This is a genomic window from Alteromonas sp. CNT1-28 (assembly GCF_022348345.1).
GTDB lineage: Bacteria > Pseudomonadota > Gammaproteobacteria > Enterobacterales > Alteromonadaceae > Alteromonas > Alteromonas macleodii.
The window spans coordinates 26,493-46,295 of the sequence record NZ_JAKREZ010000007.1 but is presented as its reverse complement, the minus strand read 5'-3'; the positions used below and the strand labels follow the sequence as shown (position 1 = coordinate 46,295).

Here is a 19,803-nt window from a genome sequence, read left to right as displayed (position 1 = left end):
AGTAATGGGCACGTTATACCACGTTACCCATTTGGAATATAGGAAGATACATAGCCACAATAAGGCCACCAATCACCACACCAAGTACGGCCATGATCATAGGTTCAAGTAGGCTGGTGAGGCCATCTACCATATCGTCAACTTCAGCTTCGTAAATAGTAGCAATTTTACTTAGCATTTCATCGACGGCTCCAGACTCTTCACCAATGGCAATCATTTGCGTAACCATGTCAGGAAAGACTTGTGTTGCGCGCATAGCAACATGCATAGGCATACCGCCTGCCACCTCTTTGCGCATATATAATATGGCATCGCGATATACCGCATTACCCGAGGCTCCGGCCGCAGATTCAAGTGCACCTATTAGCGGAACACCTGCTGCAAAAGTAGTTGCTAACGTTCGGGTAAATCGGGCGATACTGGCTTTCTTAAGAATTTCACCAATAACAGGAATCTTTAGGATTTTGCGGTCTACCGAATCACGCAGCTTTTGGCTTCGCTTGTAAGTACGCATAAACATAAAGCCTGCACCGCCAATACCGATGGCGATAAAAATACCGTAGTCTTGCACAAACCGGGAAATAGCTAACACGAACTGGGTGAAAGCGGGGAGTTCTGCGCCAAAGCTACTGAAAATTTCCTCAAACTGTGGCACAACAAATATAAGAAGGATGGTCGTAACAATAAAAGCAACAACCAAAACCGCGATAGGGTAAAACATCGCTTTTTTGATTTTTGATTTTAGTGCTTCGGCTTTCTCTTTGTAGGTCGCAATACGGTCGTAAATGGTTTCAAGCGCACCTGATTGCTCGCCGGTATAAACCAAATCGCAATACAGGTCATCAAAGTAAAGAGGATGTTTTCTTAATGCTGAAGAAAGCGGATTACCCGATTTTACTTCTTCGGTTATTTCACCCAGCAGTTTTCGCATTGACGGGTTCGCATGCCCCTGAGCTATCATCTCTAAAGATTGGATAAGGGTAACGCCAGCTGCTAGCATAGTCGCGATTTGACGAGAGATAACAGAGATATCAGCGGGAGTGATTTTTTTTGCACCGCCAAAAAGTGGCTTAGCTAATTTTTTGACTTTATTGGCGGAAATACCCTGGCGCCGAAGAAGGTTTTTTGCTTCAGAAAGTGATGTAGCAGAAATTTCGCCTTTTCGAGCTTGTCCCCTACGATCTTTGCCTTGCCAAGTGAATACAGTCGCAGCCTTTGCCATAAACTTAAACCTAAAAAATTACAAAAAACCCAGCATTAAACTGGGTTTTTCTTTGTCAAATGTAAGCAACTGTACTTAGCAAAGAGTTGTAGGGTTGCAAGTAGCAGTCCAATTTACGTTTCCGTTTGCAGCTACAGCTGGTGTTAATGTGTAAGTTGCAGGAGTTGAACCGTCTGCCTGAGTCACGCCAGAATCGCCTGACGCAGTGGCAACGATAGCTCCGTTAGATGTCGATACTCTTACCATAGCAGTTGTGTAGCCGGTAGTTGATGCAGTGATATCTGCTGGGATTCCGTTGGTACCACCATCACAGGTCGCTAGAGAATCATCGACTGTTTGAGCACAAATTTCAACAGCTGTTTTAGCTGCTGCTGTCGCATTGGTAACTTCAGTGAAGCGCGCCTTTTGCGTGTAGTTTTGGTAAGCAGGAAGTGCGATTGCTGCAAGGATACCGATGATTGCAACAACAATCATTAGTTCGATTAGGGTGAAACCTTTTTGGTTTTTAGTATTCATGTTCATCATGGTTTTTCTCCGGGACGTGTATAACACGTAAAGTTTAAAATCTAATTCAAATTGACGTTTATACCCGAGTCGCCCTTGTTAACGCCCCTGGTACTTGATACTCAGTATAGAATTTTATTTGTCACTGACAAGTATAGGCAAATATACGTATGTCTAGCTTTTGCAGTATGCCATGGTTCGCTAGACCATGGCAGGCCTGTTAACTTAAACTTTCGTATAAATCTTAATGACTTAGCTATGTATGTCTATCTATACACAAAGAAACATAAGGTGAAATAACTGAGGATATGCGCGAGTTGTTGTATCTATGGTTATACCACAACTCACGTTTTCTGTGCTCACGATTAACTAAGATATTGACACTCGATTAGCGCATGAGTACTTGTTTTTGTACTCATTCTGTTATGACAAGTTAATGCGCAGCGACAAATCAATGGCCTGAACGTGCTTGGTTAAAGCTCCAGATGAAATGTAATCTACGCCTAGCTTAGCGAGAGACGCCAGTCGTTCATCAGTAATGTTTCCTGATACTTCCAGTTTACATTGACCTTTGTTGAGCGCCACTGCCTGTTGGATCTGTTCGTTAGAAAAATTATCCAGCATGACAATGTCGGCACCTGCACTAAGGGCTTGTTCAAGCTCGGTTAAGTTCTCTACCTCTACTTCAACAGGCTTGCCCGGCATCATTGTTTTCGCTCGGCTTACGGCTTTTTCGATGTTTCCGCAAGAAAATATGTGGTTTTCCTTAATTAAGAATGCATCGAACAAACCCACACGATGGTTTTGACCACCACCACAACGCACCGCGTATTTCTGTGCGTGCCGCAAACCTGGCAACGTTTTGCGGGTATCGAGAATTTTAGTGTCGGAGCCATCTAAATACTTAGCGTAAAAGGCAGTAACAGTGGCGGTTGCCGACAAGGTTTGCAGGAAGTTAAGCGCCGTACGTTCTGCCGTCAATATCGCGCGAGCAGAGCCTTCCAAACTAACCAGTACGGTGTTGGCATCAACTTTGTCACCATCTTTTACATGCCACGTTAGCGACACCGACTCGTCGATTAGTGCAAATGCTTGGTTTGCCCATGCGATTCCACAAACCACGCAAGGCTCTCGCGTAATAATAGTGGCTTTTGCGTTAACGCTTTCATCTATCAGGTTCGCCGTAATGTCGTTTGCAGCATTTAATTCGCCGCCAAGATCTTCAATAAGCGCGTTCGATACTTGCTCTCGAATCGCTTGCATGTCTGGTGATGTCATCTTCATCGCTATGATCTATGCTATCTGTGTATTTAAAGGGTACGCAATATTAACCATTCTCCGCGCTGAGTAAACTCTAATTGGCGAAGAACACTCATTCCCAGCAATATATGGTCATCTTGCATACCGGGGTTTAAGTTTGCTTTTACATCGCGCACCACAATTTCACCAATGCGCAAAGTTTCAATGGTCGATTCGGCGACTCTTACCACGCCGTTAGCTGTGCTGGCTAACCCTTCTCGACCCGCTTTGAGTTGAAGCTTGTTAGCCAAATGAGCGGGAACGGCCACGTCAGTTGCACCTGTATCAACAAGAAATACGACTTCTTCACCATTAATATAACCTGTTGTCACATAGTGACCTTGGCGATTTTGCTTAAGTCGGACTTCGGTTTGTGAACCAATACGCTCTGATGTTGGTTCGCTATTTGGGTTAATTTGTTTTTCTAAAAGATCTGAGAAAACAAAAACCAGTAGACCAAAACCGCAAATCCAAGCAAGCGCAACCATCCATTTACCCGTCGACGCTGTCGGGTCTTGTTGTTCATTCATGCTTCTACCTTTCTTATAATAGTGGTGCACCGCTTTTCGCATTGCTAAATACTCGGCGTAATCTCTTAAGCAAAGGACTAACTTACTGATTAGCTTATTAGAATGCAATGTATAGCCCTATACACTTATATCCATATACAATGTAGGCTATAACGCAGAAAATCAATTATCGAAGCAAATACTATGGTGCTTTACAACGAAGCAAAGTACACAGCAAGTCCGCATTATGATGCCCGTCCTGACAGCGCAGACGTTAGCCTGTTAGTGATACACAATATTTCACTACCTCCTTCACAGTTTGGTACGCCGGGCATTCGCCAATTGTTTACCGGAACCCTCAATCCTGATGAACATCCTTTTTATAGAGAAATTGCTGGGTTACGGGTCTCTGCTCATTGTGTAATTTATCGAACGGGTGAAATAGAGCAATTTGTGCCCTTTGAACAGCGGGCATGGCACGCGGGCCTGTCTTCATTTCAAGGCCGCAGCCGCTGTAACGACTATGCTATAGGTATTGAACTTGAAGGTACTGATACGTTGCCTTACACCGATGCACAGTACCAAGCCCTTGGCGAACTCACTGATTTTATTACGAGATACTATCCTCGGATCACTTTAGGGCGTATCGTAGGCCATAATGATATAGCGCCAGGGCGAAAAACTGACCCTGGTGCAGCTTTCGATTGGGCAAGATATAGAATGCGCGTTGCTGGGTTTAAATAATTTAACTAATCCGCACTGCAGAAAAAAGGAAACTCAATACCTATGATGTTAATGAGCTTGCTATTAGTTCTCAGCCTCGAGCGGTTGATAACAAAAACACCTAATTGGCATATTGAAAAGTATGCCGCTCAATATCGTGCTTTTCTTCAAGATAAAGGGTTGATTAAGTTTCAAGAAGGAAATGAAGATGAGGAGGGTAGTAAAAAGGTCTCATCCACAGCACTTTATTTCTATCTTTTACTTCCCGCAGTAGTGCTGGGAGCAATTGAATACTGGGTACTTGGCGCATTTCTTACGTTTATAGAGCAAAGCATAATTTTGTTCATCTGTATTGGCTGCCCTGCATTGCGAGCTGTCTACAAGAGTTTTTTGAATGCTGCTGACCGAGGTGACCTTCAGGCGTGCAGTATGTACACCGACCAATTAGGGCATTGTGCAAGTCAATCAGACAGTGACGGAAGTGCGGGTACAGAAGGCAAAACTTTTGGCCAACATCTTACCTGGCTTAACTATCAACACTATGCCGCTGTGATGCTGTGGTTTATTGCTTTTGGTGCACCTGGCGCGCTGTTTTATGGCTTGAGTCGAAGCACAACCGAGGCATTGTGTGATGCAAATCACCCTTTAAAAGCCGCTGCGGGAAGATTGATGTTTGCACTTGATTATATTCCTGTTCGCGTTACCGCTTTTGGCATGCTGATGATGGGACATTTCTCACGAGCGTTGCCTGAGTGGATTAAGTATGCACTTCAGTTCGATGTACCTGCATACGATGTGCTTACACAAATTTCTTCGAAAGCTGAGATTCTAACGCCTGATGAACAGCAGTTGCAGGCTGAAAATGCAGCAATAGAACCGAAGGTGCTTGTAAAGTTAGCAAAACGTAATGTTATTTTTCTTCTTGTAATAACATCAGCGCTCACGCTTGTAGGTAGTCTTGCATAGTCATTATTTTTAACATTTACTAGTCTACTCGGCTTAGAAGGGCGTTTGGTCTATATATTAATTGTATGTAGATCAGGCGCTTTGCCCCAATTAATGCATTCTCCCTTCCTCATCAGACCAGTTTGCGGTTACTGATTTTTCTTAACAAATTCAACAATAAAGCTTAACACCCAGCAAAAGGTAAATGCTTTGCTATGCTTGTGAGTATTTACCTCGAAATCGATCTGCCTTAAACTAGATAGGTAAAATGGTATTACCAATTGCGTTTGTGATTAAATATTCCACGATTATTTTTTACATTCACCGCTCTTATAACGTCTCTATTGTTATAGAGCATGGTTTAAATAGAAGGATACGTAGAGCGCATGCGGCAGCAGCGAAAAAAACTCTCTGATGTGATTACCGAGCAACTCGAGTCAATGATACTCGACGGTACGTTATTGGCTGGTCAGAAATTACCGCCAGAGAGAGAGCTTGCGCTTGAATTTGATGTATCGCGACCTTCGCTTAGGGAAGCCATTGGTAATTTACAGGCACGTGGGTTGGTAGAACGTAAGCAAGGCGGCGGTACGTTTGTTAACCGCAACCTTAATTCTGCCATGACAGACCCCCTAATGGACTTAGTTAGCCAGCGTCCTGAAACTCAATTTGATTTGCTTGAATTTCGTCATGCGCTTGAAGGGATGGCGGCGTACTACGCGGCACTTCGTGGTCAACCTGAAGATTACAACGCATTAAAGCAAGCATTGAACGACGTACCTACGCCTAAAGCGCACGAAAGCAAGCGTGCCCAAGCTGAGGCGCTAGGACAGTTTTATATCATTATGGCAAGAGCATCACACAATATGGTGTTGTTGCACGTAATGAGCACCATGCAAAGCATGCTGGTGGACAATATTGAACGAAACTTTGACATGCTGGCAGCGCACCCTGAAGCGGTGGAAGATATTGCTAAGCAGCGTCGTGAAATTGTAGAAGCCATTGCTTCTCGCGACCCTGAAGCTGCGCGTCAGGCATGTAATACACATTTGGCGTTTATTGAAAAAACGCTATTAACCATTAATCAACGCGATACCCGCGTACAGCGCGCATTGCGACGATTAGAGATTTAGTTACTAGTCTGACCTTTTATAAGATAAGGGCTAGATAGCTATTCATTCGCAGAGGCCGGTCAGGTTTTTCCTGTGCCACTGCAAAAGCAGGTGAGCCAGATTGGGTCACTGTGAGTACAACGTAATTTAGTTTTCCTTCTTTTAGCGCCTTTAAGAGTAGAGGCAATGCTAAGGGAGGATTTTCTATATAAGCAAAAAATAGGATGGCACCATGTCTGATATGATGCACCAAGATGTAGATCCTCAAGAAACTAAAGAGTGGATTGATGCGCTTGAGTCGGTTTTAGAAGAGGAAGGCGTAGAACGCGCCCACTATTTACTCGAAAAACTTATTGATAAAGCACGTCGCAGCGGAGCGCATCTACCGTATGACGCAACTACTGCCTACATCAATACTATCCCAGCAGCGCAAGAGCCAAAAATGCCTGGCGACTTGACCATCGAAGCGCGCATCCGTGCGGCGATTCGTTGGAACGCATTGATGATTGTATTGCGTGCATCTAAGAAAGATCTAGAGCTTGGTGGCCACATTGGTAGCTTTGCATCATCAGCTATGCTTTACGATGTTGGCTTTAACCACTTCTTCAAAGCGCCTAACGAGAACCAAGGCGGCGACTTTATTTTCGCTCAGGGCCATATTTCTCCAGGTATTTATGCGCGCTCATATATGGAAGGCAACTTAACTGAAGAACAGTTAAACAACTTCCGTCAAGAGTGTGCTGGCGATGGTCTGTCGTCTTACCCACACCCTCACTTGATGAAAGACTACTGGCAGTTCCCAACCGTATCTATGGGTCTTGGTCCACTTCAAGCTATCTACACAGCGCGCTTCCTTAAGTACCTAACTAACCGTGGTATCAAAGACTGTTCAGGTCAGCGCGTTTACTGCTACATGGGTGACGGTGAGTGTGATGAGCCAGAGAGCTTGGGTGCAATTGGTCTTGCTTCTCGTGAAGGCCTAGACAACCTAACGTTTGTTATCAACTGTAACCTTCAGCGTCTAGACGGCCCGGTACGTGGTAACGGCAAAATTATCCAAGAACTTGAAGGTACGTTCCGCGGCGCTGGCTGGGAAGTAGTGAAAGTTATTTGGGGTAGCTACTGGGATGAGCTATTAGCTCGTGATAAATCTGGCAAGCTAATTCAGCTTATGGGTGAAACGGTAGACGGTGAATATCAGAACTGTAAAGCCAAAGGCGGCAAGTACACCCGTGAAAACTTCTTCAACAAGTATCCTGAAACAGCGGCACTTGTAGCGAACATGTCTGACGACGACATCTGGCGCTTGAACCGTGGTGGTCACGATCCGGTTAAGGTATTCGCGGCTTACCAAAAAGCCATTGATACGAAAGGTCGTCCAACGGTAATCCTTGCTAAAACGGTTAAAGGTTTTGGTCTAGGTGCATCAGGCGAAGCACAAAACGTAGCGCACAACGTTAAGAAAATGGACGTTGATTCAATCAAAGCGTTCCGCGATCGTTTCAATATTCCTGTAGCAGACGAGAAAATTGCTGACCTGCCATACTTCAAGTTCGACGAAGACAGCGAAGAAATGAAGTACCTTCGTGAGCGTCGTGAAGCACTAGGCGGTTACTTGCCTTCTCGCCGTGAACAGGCTGAAGAGCAGCTTGAAATTCCTGAGCTAAGTGCATTCGACGCCATCTTAAAAGGTTCAGGTGACCGTCAAGTATCGTCAACCATGACGTTCGTACGTGTACTTAACGCGCTATTGAAAGATAAGAAAATTGGTAAGCGTATTGTGCCAATTATTCCTGATGAAGCCCGTACATTTGGTATGGAAGGCTTGTTCCGTCAGGTAGGTATTTACGCCAATGAAGGCCAGAAATACGTACCGCAAGATGCCGACCAAGTAGCTTACTATCGCGAAGATAAGAAAGGTCAGGTATTACAAGAAGGTATTAACGAGCTAGGTGCAATGGCATCGTGGGTTGCGTCGGGTACGTCTTACTCAACGTGTAACGCTACCACTATTCCGTTCTACATTTACTACTCAATGTTTGGTTTCCAACGTGTTGGTGACTTGGCGTGGGCAGCAGGCGATAGCCAAGCGCGTGGTTTCCTATTAGGCGCAACTGCGGGTAGAACCACACTTAACGGTGAAGGTCTACAGCACCAAGACGGCCACTCACATGTTCAAGCGAACCTAATTCCTAACTGTATTACTTACGACCCAACGTATGGTTACGAAGTAGCAGTTATCGTTCAAGACGGTCTACGTCGCATGTACGGTAATAACGAGAATATCTTCTATTACCTAACATTGATGAACGAGAACTATCAGCATCCTGCAATGCCAGAAGGTGATGATGTTGCTGAACAGATCATTAAAGGTATCTACAAGCTTGAGCGTGTTGAAAATGACAAGTCTAAGCTTAACGTACAGCTAATGGGCTCAGGTACTATCTTGAACGAAGTGCGTAAAGCGGCACAAATTCTTTGTGACGACTACAACGTATCATCTGACGTTTACTCAGTGACCTCGTTCAACGAGCTAGCGCGTGAAGGTCAAGACGTAGCACGCTGGAACATGCTAAACCCAGAAGCTGAGCAAAAAGTACCTTACATTGGTCAGGTAATTACGAAAGACGCAGGTCCTGCGATTTCTGCCACTGACTATGTGAAGAACTACTCAGACCAAGTACGTGCGTTCATCGAAACTGAATACCGCTGCCTAGGTACAGACGGTTTCGGTCGAAGCGATAGCCGTGAAAACTTGCGTACTCACTTTGAAGTTAATGCGTCATACATTGTGGTGGCATCACTTTACGAATTGGTTCAGCGCGGTGACGTTGAGAAGAAAGTGGTAGCAGAAGCCATTAAGCGTTTTGAAATTAACGCTGAAAAACTTAACCCACTTTACGCGTAAGCCAGATAAGGTATTTTACATATGTCAGATATTCAAAAGATTATCGTACCCGACGTAGGCGGTGACGAAGTTGAAGTTATCGAGCTATGTGTTGCCGTAGGCGACAACATTGAGGCTGATGAAGGCGTTGTTACTGTTGAAAGTGACAAGGCGTCAATGGACATCCCAGCACCGTTTGAAGGTGAGATTGTTAGCCTGTCTGTATCAGTAGGCGATAAAATCAAAGAAGGCGATGTGATTGGTGAAATGAAAGTTGCCAATGGTGACAGTGCCGATGAAGGCGCGTCTGAAGAAAACGCTTCAGATGAATCTTCTAAAGAAGATGCACCTAAGCAAGAAGAAGCACCAAAAAGCGAAAGCAAGTCAGAAGAAGCGCCAGCTGCGTCTGGCAGCAGCGAAGTGATTGAAGTTGCAGTACCGGATATCGGTTCTGACGACGAAGTAGACGTAATTGACGTATTGGTTTCAGTGGGCGACACCATTGAAAAAGAAGATGGGCTAATTACCCTTGAAACCGATAAAGCAACCATGGACGTTCCTTCAACACACGCAGGTACGGTGAAAGAAGTATTCATCAGTACTGGCGATAAAGTGAAAGAAGGTACGGTAGTGATCAAGCTTGAAGTAGCGGGCTCAGGCTCGTCTTCAAGTGAATCGGCGTCTAGCGATGCTTCTTCTGAAGCATCTGCACCGGCTGCGCAGGAAAGTTCAAAGCAAGAATCAGCGCCAGCGGCGTCTGCAAGTAGCGAGACTATCGAAGTTGCTGTACCAGACATTGGTGAAGACGGTGAAGTTGACGTTATCGATGTACTTGTATCAGCTGGCGATACCGTTGAAAAAGAAGACGGTCTTATCACGCTAGAAACTGATAAAGCGACCATGGATGTGCCTTCAACACATGCAGGTACGATCAAAGAAGTCTTTATCAAAGCGGGCGACAAAGTTAAGCAAGGCACCTTGGTTGTTAAGCTTGAGACCAGCGGTGGTTCGTCTTCAAGTGCAGCTGAAAAGCCTGCTGAAGCGCCTAAGCAAGAAGAGACTCAACAAGCGTCACAGCAGGAAGCCTCGCAAGGTCGCTCTCCTGTGCCTCCAGCGCCAGAAGCCAAGAATACAGGTAAAGCACATGCTTCTCCTTCGGTTCGCCGTATTGCTCGTGAGTTTGGTGTAGACCTGACTCAAGTTAACGGCTCTGGTCCTAAAAACCGTATCTTGAAAGAAGACGTTCAAGCCTATGTGAAAGCTGAGCTTGCGAAACCTCGCACAGCAGCAGCTTCAGGCAGTGCGCCTGTGGGCGACAACGTACTTCAAATCGTGCCGGTTAAGCCTGTTGATCACAGCAAGTTTGGTGAGATTGAAGAACAAAAGCTTTCTCGAATTCAAAAGATCTCTGGACCGTTCTTACACCGTAACTGGGCGACTATCCCGCACGTTACGCAGTTCGACGAAGCAGATATCACTGAAGTTGAAGAATTCCGTAAAGAGCAAAACGCTTACCACGCGAAAATTAAGTCTGGTCTTAAGATCACACCACTAGTATTCGTTATGAAAGCGGTAGCGAAAGCGCTTGAGAAATACGAAGTATTCAACTCATCACTGTCTGACGACGGCGAGAGCTTAATCATTAAGAAGTTTATCAACATTGGTATTGCGGTTGAAACACCGGGAGGCCTTGTTGTACCTGTTATTCGTGACGTGAATAAGAAAGGTATTGAGCAGCTGTCTCAAGAGCTTATTGAAACATCTAAGAAAGCCCGTGAAGGCAAGCTTAAAGCGGCTGACATGCAGGGTGGAACGTTCACCATCTCTAGTCTAGGTGGTATTGGTGGCACGGCGTTTACGCCTATTGTAAATGCACCAGAAGTCGCCATATTAGGTGTGTCTAAGTCTGAGATGAAGCCTAAGTGGAATGGTAAAGAGTTTGAGCCGCGCTTAATGGTGCCGCTAAGCCTGTCATACGACCACCGAGTCATCGATGGTGCGGTAGGTGCAAGATTCTCTACTGAGGTTGCTGCAAACCTAACTGACTTGCGCAGAATCATACTTTAAATAAAAGGTCGAAAAAGTTTACAATATCAGTAACATTTTCGACGATTTTATAAGCCCATTTGGTGGCATTTAGGTTATGCTATTACACAAAAGTAATAGCATGACCCTACAAGAACAGGATTGAGGTTCACAATGAGCGAAATTAAAACGCAATTGGTGGTACTGGGCGGCGGCCCTGGCGGTTATTCAGCAGCATTCCGTGCGGCTGACTTAGGTATTGAAACAGTTATCGTAGACTCTCGCGACACGCTTGGTGGTGTTTGTCTTAACGTTGGCTGTATCCCTTCAAAAGCCCTTCTTCACGTTGCTAAAGTGATGAAAGAAGCGAAGCACCTTGCTAGCCACGGTGTATCGTTTGGCGAGCCTACCATCGATTTAGATAAAATCCGCGAATACAAAGACGGCGTTGTTAAGCAATTAACAAACGGTCTTAGCGGTATGTCTAAAATGCGTAAAACCAAGCATGTACAAGGCTTCGGTAAATTCACAGGCGCAAACACCCTAGAAGTAAAAAATGGTGACGACGTTACTACTATTACTTTCGAAAAAGCAATTATTGCTGCGGGTTCTGAGCCAGTAAGCCTACCGTTCATTCCAGAAGATGATCGTGTAATCGACTCAACTGGCGCACTGGAAATGAAAGATATTCCAGAGAAAATGCTAGTACTGGGCGGTGGTATCATCGGTCTAGAAATGGGTACAGTATACGAAGCACTTGGCTCGAACATTGATGTAGTTGAATTCTTAGATCAGCTAATTCCAGCAGCTGACAAAGACATCATGAAAGTGTTCATGAAAGACTACAAAGACAAGTTTAACATCATGCTTGAAACCAAAGTGACTGCGGTTGAAGCAAAAGACGATGGCTTGTACGTAACTTTTGAAGGTAAGAACGCACCTGCTGAGCCAGTGCGCTACGACAAAGTACTTGTTGCTGTTGGTCGTAAGCCAAACGGTAAGCTAGTTGGCGCAGATGCAGCTGGCGTAAACGTTGACGAGCGTGGCTTCATCAACGTTGATAAGCAAATGCGTACTAACGTTGACCACATCTTCGCAATCGGTGACCTTGTAGGTCAGCCAATGCTTGCGCACAAAGCGGTTCACGAAGGTCACGTTGCTGCAGAAGTTATTGCTGGACAGAAGCATTACTTCGACCCACGTGCTATTCCTTCAGTAGCGTACACTGAGCCAGAAGTTGCTTGGGTTGGTCTAACTGAAAAAGAAGCGAAAGAGCAGGGCGTAAGCTATGAAACAGCAACGTTCCCATGGGCTGCTTCAGGCCGTGCAATTGCATCTGATGCAACTAACGGTATGACTAAGATGATTTTCGACAAAGAAACGGGCCGCGTAATCGGTGGTGCTATGGTAGGTACCAACGCGGGCGAAATGCTTGGCGAAATCGGCCTAGCTATTGAGATGGGTGCTGACGCTGAAGACGTAGCATTGACTATCCACGCTCACCCAACGCTTAACGAATCAATTGGTCTTGCGTCTGAAATCTTCGAAGGAAGTATTACTGACCTGCCAAACCCGAAAGCAAAGAAAAAGAAGTAAATTAGCTTCTTTGTTCGAACTAAGAAAAAGCCGCTCTTTGAGCGGTTTTTTTATTAGGGCTTTGAATGTTTTAGAACCACTTTACCTGCGATAACACAACGCAATGACGAACATGTTAAGTCTCGCCGAGTGTGTAGTTATCTAAGCAGGCTAGTATTAAGCTGTTTCTTTTCCAACCGCTACGGTGTCGCGTTCTTCGTCCATTTCATCGTTGCTGGGCGTTTTCAAATGCGCTGGCGTAAATTCTTCACAGTCCATATTGCGCTGGTCCATAAAGCGCTTAACCGTTTCGGCGCAATAGGCTTTTCTACAGCATTGAGAGAGCAGCATTTCATGACGTTGTACACGTTCGCGAATAAATCTAACTACGAGTCCTCTAAGCCACTGTAAGCCCGCGTCTTGATCCTGACGTTTGTGCCACATCACAGACAGCGGAGAGCTGACAATTTCTATTGGCGTTTCAAATACTGCCAATTCGCCTGAGAAAATCTCTTTTTCCATTACCAAAGACGGTGCTACACAAATAAGGTTGCTCTCTTTTAGTAACGGTGTAGCGTTATAAAACTGGTTTACTGACATTGCCACGCGGCGTTTAAGGCCTAAATTCGCCAGTACCTGATCTGTAGGTCCAGTCACATCGCCCGTAACAGAAACTAGAAGGTGGTCAGCCGCAACAAAGTCTTCTAAGGTCAATTGAGATTTTGCTAATGGATGATCGGGGCGCATTACCACAACCCAGCTTGGGTCGAGAACATGTTCGGCACGAATAACAGAGCCAGGCTCCTGATATTTAGAGAAAGTGAGTTCTGCTTCAGCATCTTTGAGTATTTTATCGGTTTCCATGTCGTAATTAGGAATGGCATGGATATTAATTCCTGGCGCTTCATTTTCAATAACTTTGCGAAGCGGTCCCCACACCATGGAGACAATGCTGTCAGTTGCTGCTATACGAAAGGTACGTTTAGCCGTTGCAGGGTTAAAGTCAGTTGGGTTAACGGCAACTTCGAGCTCACCTAATGGCCCCTGAATTTGGCTCCATAAGTTTTTAGCAAATGAGGTAGGCTGAATACCACGTCCATCTTTAACAAATAGTTCGTCATTCCAAGCGGTGCGCATGCGTGAAAGCGCATTAGAGACCGCCGGCTGCGTCATTGATAACCTATCAGCTGCGCGGGTAATGGCACCCTCTGTCATGATGGCATCAAAAATCATCAACAAATTTAAATCATGTGGGCGCATTGTTTTCTCTACTGTCTATTAGGTACGTTCATCTACCGATTTATCAATCAATAGTAATTTTGTATGTAATTCAACTGACATAGTTTAGTTATAGGTTATAGCGAAAAGTATTTACTTTCCATATGAATGAGACGAGCGACACTGATACATTTCAACGCCGCAGCCCACTATTTACTTAAGTTTCGGCTTTTCCTATAGATTTTTTGGTTTGCTCTGTAGCAAAACGCTTCTTAATTTAAAAAAAAGCCCTTTCCTTCGGGAGCTATTCTCAATATATAACATCATGTGATGTGTTTCATATAAAAAGATAATTATTTTTATTGTTTGGGGATGTGCATAATGCGCGGCATCAAACTTTAGTTTAATTTTTAAGAGAATCTTGCAATGAAAACTTTTACCCGTTTATTGGCAATAGTAAGCCTAACTGCGCTTGTCGCTGCATGCGGTGGTGACGAGCAGGATCCAAGTCAATCAATGAGCGCTAGCGCAAATGCTGGTGTTCCTGTTGATGTGGCAACGGTAGTGTCTCAGCGTTTAACCGAGTGGGATAATTTTACAGGCCGTTTAGAGTCTCCGCAAATTGTAGCGCTTCGTCCTCGCGTGTCGGGCTACATTGACTTTGTTGCGTTTGACGAAGGCGAATATGTCGAACAAGGGCAAACTCTATTCTTAATTGATAACCGCACGTTTAAAGCAGAAGTTGATCGACTGACTGCACAACTTGAAGAAGCCAAAAGTCGCGTTCAGTTGGCTGAGCAAAACTATAGCCGTGCTTTCAAACTTCGTAAAACTCAGGCGGTTTCTGAAGAAGTTCTTGACGCTCGTTTAGCTGAGAAAAACCAAGCGCTTGCTAGCTTAAATCAAACGCAAGCCGCACTTGAAGTAGCGCGCCTAAATCGTGGCTTTGCTCGTGTTGAAGCACCTATTTCTGGGCGTATTTCTCGCGCAAACATCACTGAAGGTAACTTTGTTACCGCAGGACAAACTGAACTCACCCGCATCGTTTCCACCGACCGATTGTATGCGTATTTCGATATTGATGAGCAGACGTATCTGAACTACGTAGGTAGCGATAACAATGCGTCTACCGCAGTCAATGAACAGCCAGTAGCGATGCGCCTTGCTAACGAGTCTGATTATAACCACTGGGGTCAAATTGATTTCATCGACAACCAGGTTAACGGTAGCACCGGCACACTTCGCGTTAGAGCTGTGTTTAATAACGAAGAAGGTCGTTTAATCCCTGGCTTGTTTGCGCATCTAAAATTGGCGGGTGATACAGATGAACAAGGCATTCTAATTAAAGAAAAAGCCATTGGCACAGACCTTAATAACAAATTCGTGTTAGTGGTTAATGACGAAAACAAAGTGGAATACCGTGCAGTTAAGCTAGGTGACAAAGTAGGCAGTATGCGCATTATCACAAGTGGTCTAGATGCTAACGACACCATTGTGGTCGATGGCCTTCAGCGTGTTCGCCCTGGTGCGCATGTTACGGCTAATGAAGTCCCTATGGGTGATGAAGATGCACTTGCAAACCTATCTAATTGGCAATCACGGGTAGACAACGCTACTCAAATAACCCAAAGCATGGCGCAGGTTGAAGATGTTTTATCTGGTGGTTCATTTGCCACAGGTACAGCAACAGCAGGTCTTAAGTAATGAACATTTCGCAGTTTTTCATTAGCCGCCCGATTTTTGCGGGCGTGCTTTCCTTACTTATTTTTATAGGTGGTGCAATTGCTGTCTGGCAACTACCTATCACTGAATACCCAGAAGTAGTGCCGCCTACCGTGGTGGTAACTGCGAATTATCCCGGTGCAAACCCAGAGGTTATCGCCGAAACAGTTGCAACGCCGCTAGAGCAAGAAATTAACGGTGTTGAAAACATGCTGTATATGTCATCACAGGCAACCAGTGATGGCCGTATGACGCTAACAATTACGTTTGCCATTGGCACTGATCCAGATGAAGCTACAACGCTGGTACAAAACCGTGTAAATCGCGCTACGCCACGTTTACCTCAAGAAGTGCAGCGCCTAGGTGTGGTAACTGAAAAATCGTCACCAGATTTAACCATGGTTGTGCACCTGACGTCGCCTGATAATCGTTATGACATGCTTTATCTTTCAAACTATGCCGATCAGTTTGTTAAAGACGAGCTAGCGCGAATCAATGGCGTTGGGCAAGTGCGCCTGTTCGGTGCTGGTGAGTTCAGCATGAGAGTGTGGTTAGACCCCAACAAACTGGCTGCGCTCCAGTTAAACCCTGGCGATGTGGCAGCAGCTATAGCCGATCAAAACCAGCAAGCGGCGGCAGGTAGCCTAGGCGCACAGCCTACGGGCACCAGCGAATTTCAGCTGCTTATAAATGTGCGCGGCCGTTTAAAAGATGAAGCAGAATTTGAAAATATTATTGTTAAGTCGGGTGAGAATGGTGAAATAACGCGTCTTAAAGATGTTGCGCGTATCGAACTAGGTTCAGAGTTTTATGCACTTCGTTCACTTATTAACAATAACCCTGCTGCAGCGGTGCCGGTTTTCCAAGCACCAGGCTCTAACGCAATTCAAATTTCAGATGACGTTCGCGCTCGTATGGCGGAACTGTCAAAGGCGTTCCCTGAAGGCCTTGAATACGAAATAGCCTACGACCCTACCGTATTTGTTCGCGGTTCGATTGAAGCGGTAATTAGTACACTTCTTGAAGCCGTATTGTTAGTTGTACTTGTTGTTGTACTGTTCTTACAAACATGGCGTGCGTCTATTATCCCACTCGTTGCAGTACCTATTTCACTTGTGGGAACGTTCGCCTTTATGCAGTTAATGGGCTTCTCGCTTAATGCACTGTCGCTGTTTGGTCTTGTGTTGGCAATCGGTATTGTTGTGGACGATGCTATCGTTGTTGTCGAAAACGTAGAGCGTAATATCTCTGAAGGCAAAGCGCCGTTTGAAGCCACCGTACAGGCAATGAAAGAAGTAACCGGTCCTATTATTGCCACAACACTGGTGCTTGCGGCGGTATTCGTACCTACTGCTTTCATGAGCGGGCTTACCGGGCAGTTCTATAAGCAGTTTGCGCTAACAATTACTATCTCTACGGTAATTTCTGCAATTAACTCGTTAACGCTTAGCCCTGCATTATCTGCATTGCTGTTGAAACCTCACGGTAAGGCGAATGATTGGTTAACCCGTTTAATGGATAAAGTGTTTGGCCGCTTTGTATTTTCACCGTTTAACCGTTTCTTTGACCGCAACTCAAAGCGTTACACCGGTGCGGTGGGTGGGCTTATCCGCAAGAGCAGTGTCATCATGGTGCTTTACGCGGGTCTGCTAGGGCTCACTTACTTCCAGTTTGCCAATACACCAACAGGCTATGTTCCGCCGCAGGATAAGCAGTATTTGGTGGCCTTTGCTCAACTGCCTAATGCAGCAAGCTTAGACAGAACTGAAGAAGTGATCCGTGAAATGTCTCGTATTGCTATGGAACACCCTGGTGTTGAAGATGCGATTGCATTCCCTGGCTTGAATATTAACGGGTTTACCAATAGCCCAAGCTCAGGCGTGTTGTTTGCAACGCTGACTGACTTTGATAAAAGAACGACGCCTGATCTATCTGGTGGCGCCATTGCCGCCCAGCTTAACCAGAACTTTGGGTCTATAAAAGGTGCCTTTGTGGCGATATTCCCGCCGCCACCAGTAATGGGGTTAGGCACGATTGGTGGTTTCCGTTTACAGGTCGAAGACAGAGGAAACCTAGGCTTTGAAGAACTTGAGCGCGTAACGCAAGAAGTGATTGGCAAAGCGTGGGCACACCCAGCCCTTACCGATGCATTTACCAGCTTCACTGTTGCTGTACCTCAGCTCGATGTAGATGTAGACCGTGAAAAAGCGGTAAGCCAAGGTGTAAACATCGATACCTTGTTTACCACCATGCAGGGCTACTTAGGTTCGTTATACGTGAACGACTTCAACTTGTTCGGTAGAACTTACCAAGTAAATGTACAAGCTGATGCCCAATACCGTCAGGATATTGAGAACATTACGCAGTTTAAAGTGCGTAATGCACAAGGTGAGATGATCCCGCTTGGCTCATTCTTGAACATTGAGCACAGTGCAGGCCCTGACCGTGTTATGCACTATAACGGATACGTCACCGCTGAAATAAGCGGTGCAGCAGCGCCAGGTTATTCTTCTGACCAAGCGAAGGCGGCTATTGAAGAAATTCTGGCTGAAACGTTACCACTTGGCATGACTTACGAGTGGACTGAGATCACCTATCAGCAAATATTAGCGGGTAATGCATCAGCGTTTGTATTCCCATTAGTTGTGCTTTTGGTGTTCTTAGTACTGGCTGCGCAATACGAAAGCCTGCGTTTGCCACTGGCAATCATATTGATTGTTCCCATGACCTTGCTGAGCGCACTTATTGGTGTGCAAGTTTATGGGGGCGACAACAATATTTTTACCCAAATAGGTCTGATTGTACTGGTTGGCCTTGCAACGAAGAACGCCATTCTTATTGTCGAGTTTGCAAAAGAGCTACAAGACAAGGGGATGGACGCGCTTTCAGCCATTAAAGAAGCAAGTCGCTTACGTCTTCGTCCAATACTAATGACGTCCATTGCTTTCATCATGGGTGTACTGCCAATGGCGGTATCAACCGGTGCCGGCTCTGAAATGCGTCAGGCCATGGGTGTGGCAGTATTCTCAGGCATGATTGGTGTTACCGTATTTGGACTTATCTTAACTCCGGTATTTTATTACCTGATACAGCGTAAAGGTTAACTCTCCCGTCTACCCAAGCGTTGCCCTCTTAAGGGGCTCTTTAGGCCACTCATTTGAGTGGCCTTTTTTTTGCCACCATTGGTCAGCTTTTATCTCGTTTTGTGAAACCGAAAAGCTTATATTCGCTTGTATCCTGTTGAAAACAGAAAGAATGGAGATTCGAATGAAAATCGGTGCGGCGATAGTAATGGCGATGGGCATGGTGGTTGCTGTGTCTTTGCTTGGTGTTCAGGTGTCTTCTGCCATGAACGATATGCAAACGTGGGATAGAGTAGTAACCGTAAAAGGATTGTCAGAGCGAGAATACATTGCTGATCAGGTTATTTGGCCTATTCAATTTGTCGACGCGGGCAATGACTTACCTCAACTGTATGAACATATTGAAAAGAATAGCCTTCAGGTGGCTAGCTTTTTAGAAGAGAAGGGCATTTCAGCAGAGAGCATTACTATTGGAAAGCCTGAAATAAATGACAAATTGGCGCAACAATACGGAAGTAGTGAAAAAGCGCCATTTCGCTACAGTGCCATTCAAACCGTTACTGTCTTTTCAAATGATGTTGAAAAGGTGCGAGCGCTTATGCAGCAAATTGGGGAGTTAATTAAAACTGGTATTGTATTATCAGACCAAAGCTACCGCGCTCAGCCCGACTATGTATTTACCCGCTTAAACGAAGTAAAGCCGGAAATGATTGAAGAAGCTACGCTCAATGCGAGAGAGGTTGCGGAAAAATTTGCCAAAGATTCAAAAAGTACTTTGGGCAAAATTAAGCGCGCTAACCAAGGGCAGTTCAGTATTTCTAGTCGCGACAGTCATCATCCACATATAAAGAAAGTGCGCGTGGTTTCTACTATCGAATACACACTTATCGACTAGCGCATCAGGCTTTCGAACATGGTGTAGCAGTCAACAGGCCGTATTTCGTGCTATGCTTTGTCATATCGAAAAGGCCTGCGAGTC

14 protein-coding genes are annotated in these 19,803 nt (G+C 45.2%); 9 read left to right on the top strand and 5 right to left on the bottom strand.

Features of this window, described 5'->3' with window-relative positions; genetic code table 11:
• Window positions 1–13: 13 nt before the first annotated feature.
• From MHN02_RS06495 to MHN02_RS06480, 4 genes are all read right to left on the bottom strand, one after another.
• The gene (locus MHN02_RS06495) at window positions 14–1,222 is read right to left on the bottom strand and encodes a type II secretion system F family protein (protein WP_239245173.1); all 1,209 of its coding nucleotides are present in this window, start codon (window positions 1,220–1,222) and stop codon (window positions 14–16) included.
• A 75-nt stretch (window positions 1,223–1,297) separates the two neighbouring features.
• On the bottom strand, window positions 1,298–1,747 hold the full coding sequence (locus MHN02_RS06490) for a prepilin-type N-terminal cleavage/methylation domain-containing protein (protein WP_272492272.1): 450 nt from the start codon (window positions 1,745–1,747) through the stop codon (window positions 1,298–1,300).
• Window positions 1,748–2,149: 402 nt separating this feature from the next.
• Window positions 2,150–3,004, bottom strand: coding sequence for a carboxylating nicotinate-nucleotide diphosphorylase (gene nadC, locus MHN02_RS06485; RefSeq protein WP_239245346.1), 855 nt, complete (start codon window positions 3,002–3,004; stop codon window positions 2,150–2,152).
• A gap of 32 nt (window positions 3,005–3,036) precedes the next feature.
• Window positions 3,037–3,555 carry a TIGR02281 family clan AA aspartic protease gene (locus MHN02_RS06480; protein WP_014950400.1) on the bottom strand — a complete coding sequence of 173 codons (519 nt, stop codon included), beginning with the start codon at window positions 3,553–3,555 and terminating at the stop codon, window positions 3,037–3,039.
• Window positions 3,556–3,738: 183 nt separating this feature from the next.
• On the opposite strand from MHN02_RS06480, the gene ampD reads away from it, so the two are divergent.
• The 6 genes from ampD to lpdA all read left to right on the top strand — a co-directional run bounded on the left by ampD (window position 3,739) and on the right by lpdA (window position 12,822).
• On the top strand, window positions 3,739–4,278 hold the full coding sequence (gene ampD / locus MHN02_RS06475; RefSeq protein WP_069944747.1) for a 1,6-anhydro-N-acetylmuramyl-L-alanine amidase AmpD: 540 nt from the start codon (window positions 3,739–3,741) through the stop codon (window positions 4,276–4,278).
• Between the two features lie 42 nt (window positions 4,279–4,320).
• Window positions 4,321–5,223, top strand: a complete 903-nt coding sequence (gene ampE, locus MHN02_RS06470) for a beta-lactamase regulator AmpE (protein WP_239245170.1) — start codon at window positions 4,321–4,323, stop codon at window positions 5,221–5,223.
• Window positions 5,224–5,588: 365 nt separating this feature from the next.
• Window positions 5,589–6,335, top strand: coding sequence for a pyruvate dehydrogenase complex transcriptional repressor PdhR (gene pdhR / locus MHN02_RS06465; RefSeq protein ID WP_014950397.1), 747 nt, complete (start codon window positions 5,589–5,591; stop codon window positions 6,333–6,335).
• 211 nt (window positions 6,336–6,546) lie between these two features.
• Window positions 6,547–9,222 carry a pyruvate dehydrogenase (acetyl-transferring), homodimeric type gene (gene aceE / locus MHN02_RS06460; protein ID WP_239245167.1) on the top strand — a complete coding sequence of 892 codons (2,676 nt, stop codon included), beginning with the start codon at window positions 6,547–6,549 and terminating at the stop codon, window positions 9,220–9,222.
• Between the two features lie 21 nt (window positions 9,223–9,243).
• The gene (gene aceF, locus MHN02_RS06455; protein WP_239245164.1) at window positions 9,244–11,268 is read left to right on the top strand and encodes a pyruvate dehydrogenase complex dihydrolipoyllysine-residue acetyltransferase; all 2,025 of its coding nucleotides are present in this window, start codon (window positions 9,244–9,246) and stop codon (window positions 11,266–11,268) included.
• Between the two features lie 132 nt (window positions 11,269–11,400).
• On the top strand, window positions 11,401–12,822 hold the full coding sequence (gene lpdA / locus MHN02_RS06450; protein WP_239245161.1) for a dihydrolipoyl dehydrogenase: 1,422 nt from the start codon (window positions 11,401–11,403) through the stop codon (window positions 12,820–12,822).
• Between the two features lie 156 nt (window positions 12,823–12,978).
• Here the strand turns inward: lpdA and MHN02_RS06445 are convergent, their stop codons facing one another.
• The gene (locus MHN02_RS06445) at window positions 12,979–14,061 is read right to left on the bottom strand and encodes a LysR family transcriptional regulator (RefSeq protein WP_239245159.1); all 1,083 of its coding nucleotides are present in this window, start codon (window positions 14,059–14,061) and stop codon (window positions 12,979–12,981) included.
• Window positions 14,062–14,445: 384 nt separating this feature from the next.
• On the opposite strand from MHN02_RS06445, the gene MHN02_RS06440 reads away from it, so the two are divergent.
• The 3 genes from MHN02_RS06440 (at window position 14,446) to MHN02_RS06430 (ending at window position 19,719) form a co-directional block, all read left to right on the top strand.
• Window positions 14,446–15,723 (top strand): efflux RND transporter periplasmic adaptor subunit, encoded by a 1,278-nt coding sequence (locus MHN02_RS06440; protein ID WP_239245157.1) that lies wholly within the window; start codon window positions 14,446–14,448, stop codon window positions 15,721–15,723.
• Complete coding sequence (locus tag MHN02_RS06435) at window positions 15,723–18,845, top strand: multidrug efflux RND transporter permease subunit (protein ID WP_039218569.1); 3,123 nt, start codon at window positions 15,723–15,725, stop codon at window positions 18,843–18,845. Before MHN02_RS06440 ends, MHN02_RS06435 begins: the two co-directional genes overlap by 1 nt.
• 163 nt (window positions 18,846–19,008) lie before the next feature.
• A complete protein-coding gene (locus MHN02_RS06430; RefSeq protein WP_014977212.1) occupies window positions 19,009–19,719 on the top strand; it encodes an SIMPL domain-containing protein in 711 nt (236 codons plus the stop codon).
• Window positions 19,720–19,803: the final 84 nt, after the last annotated feature.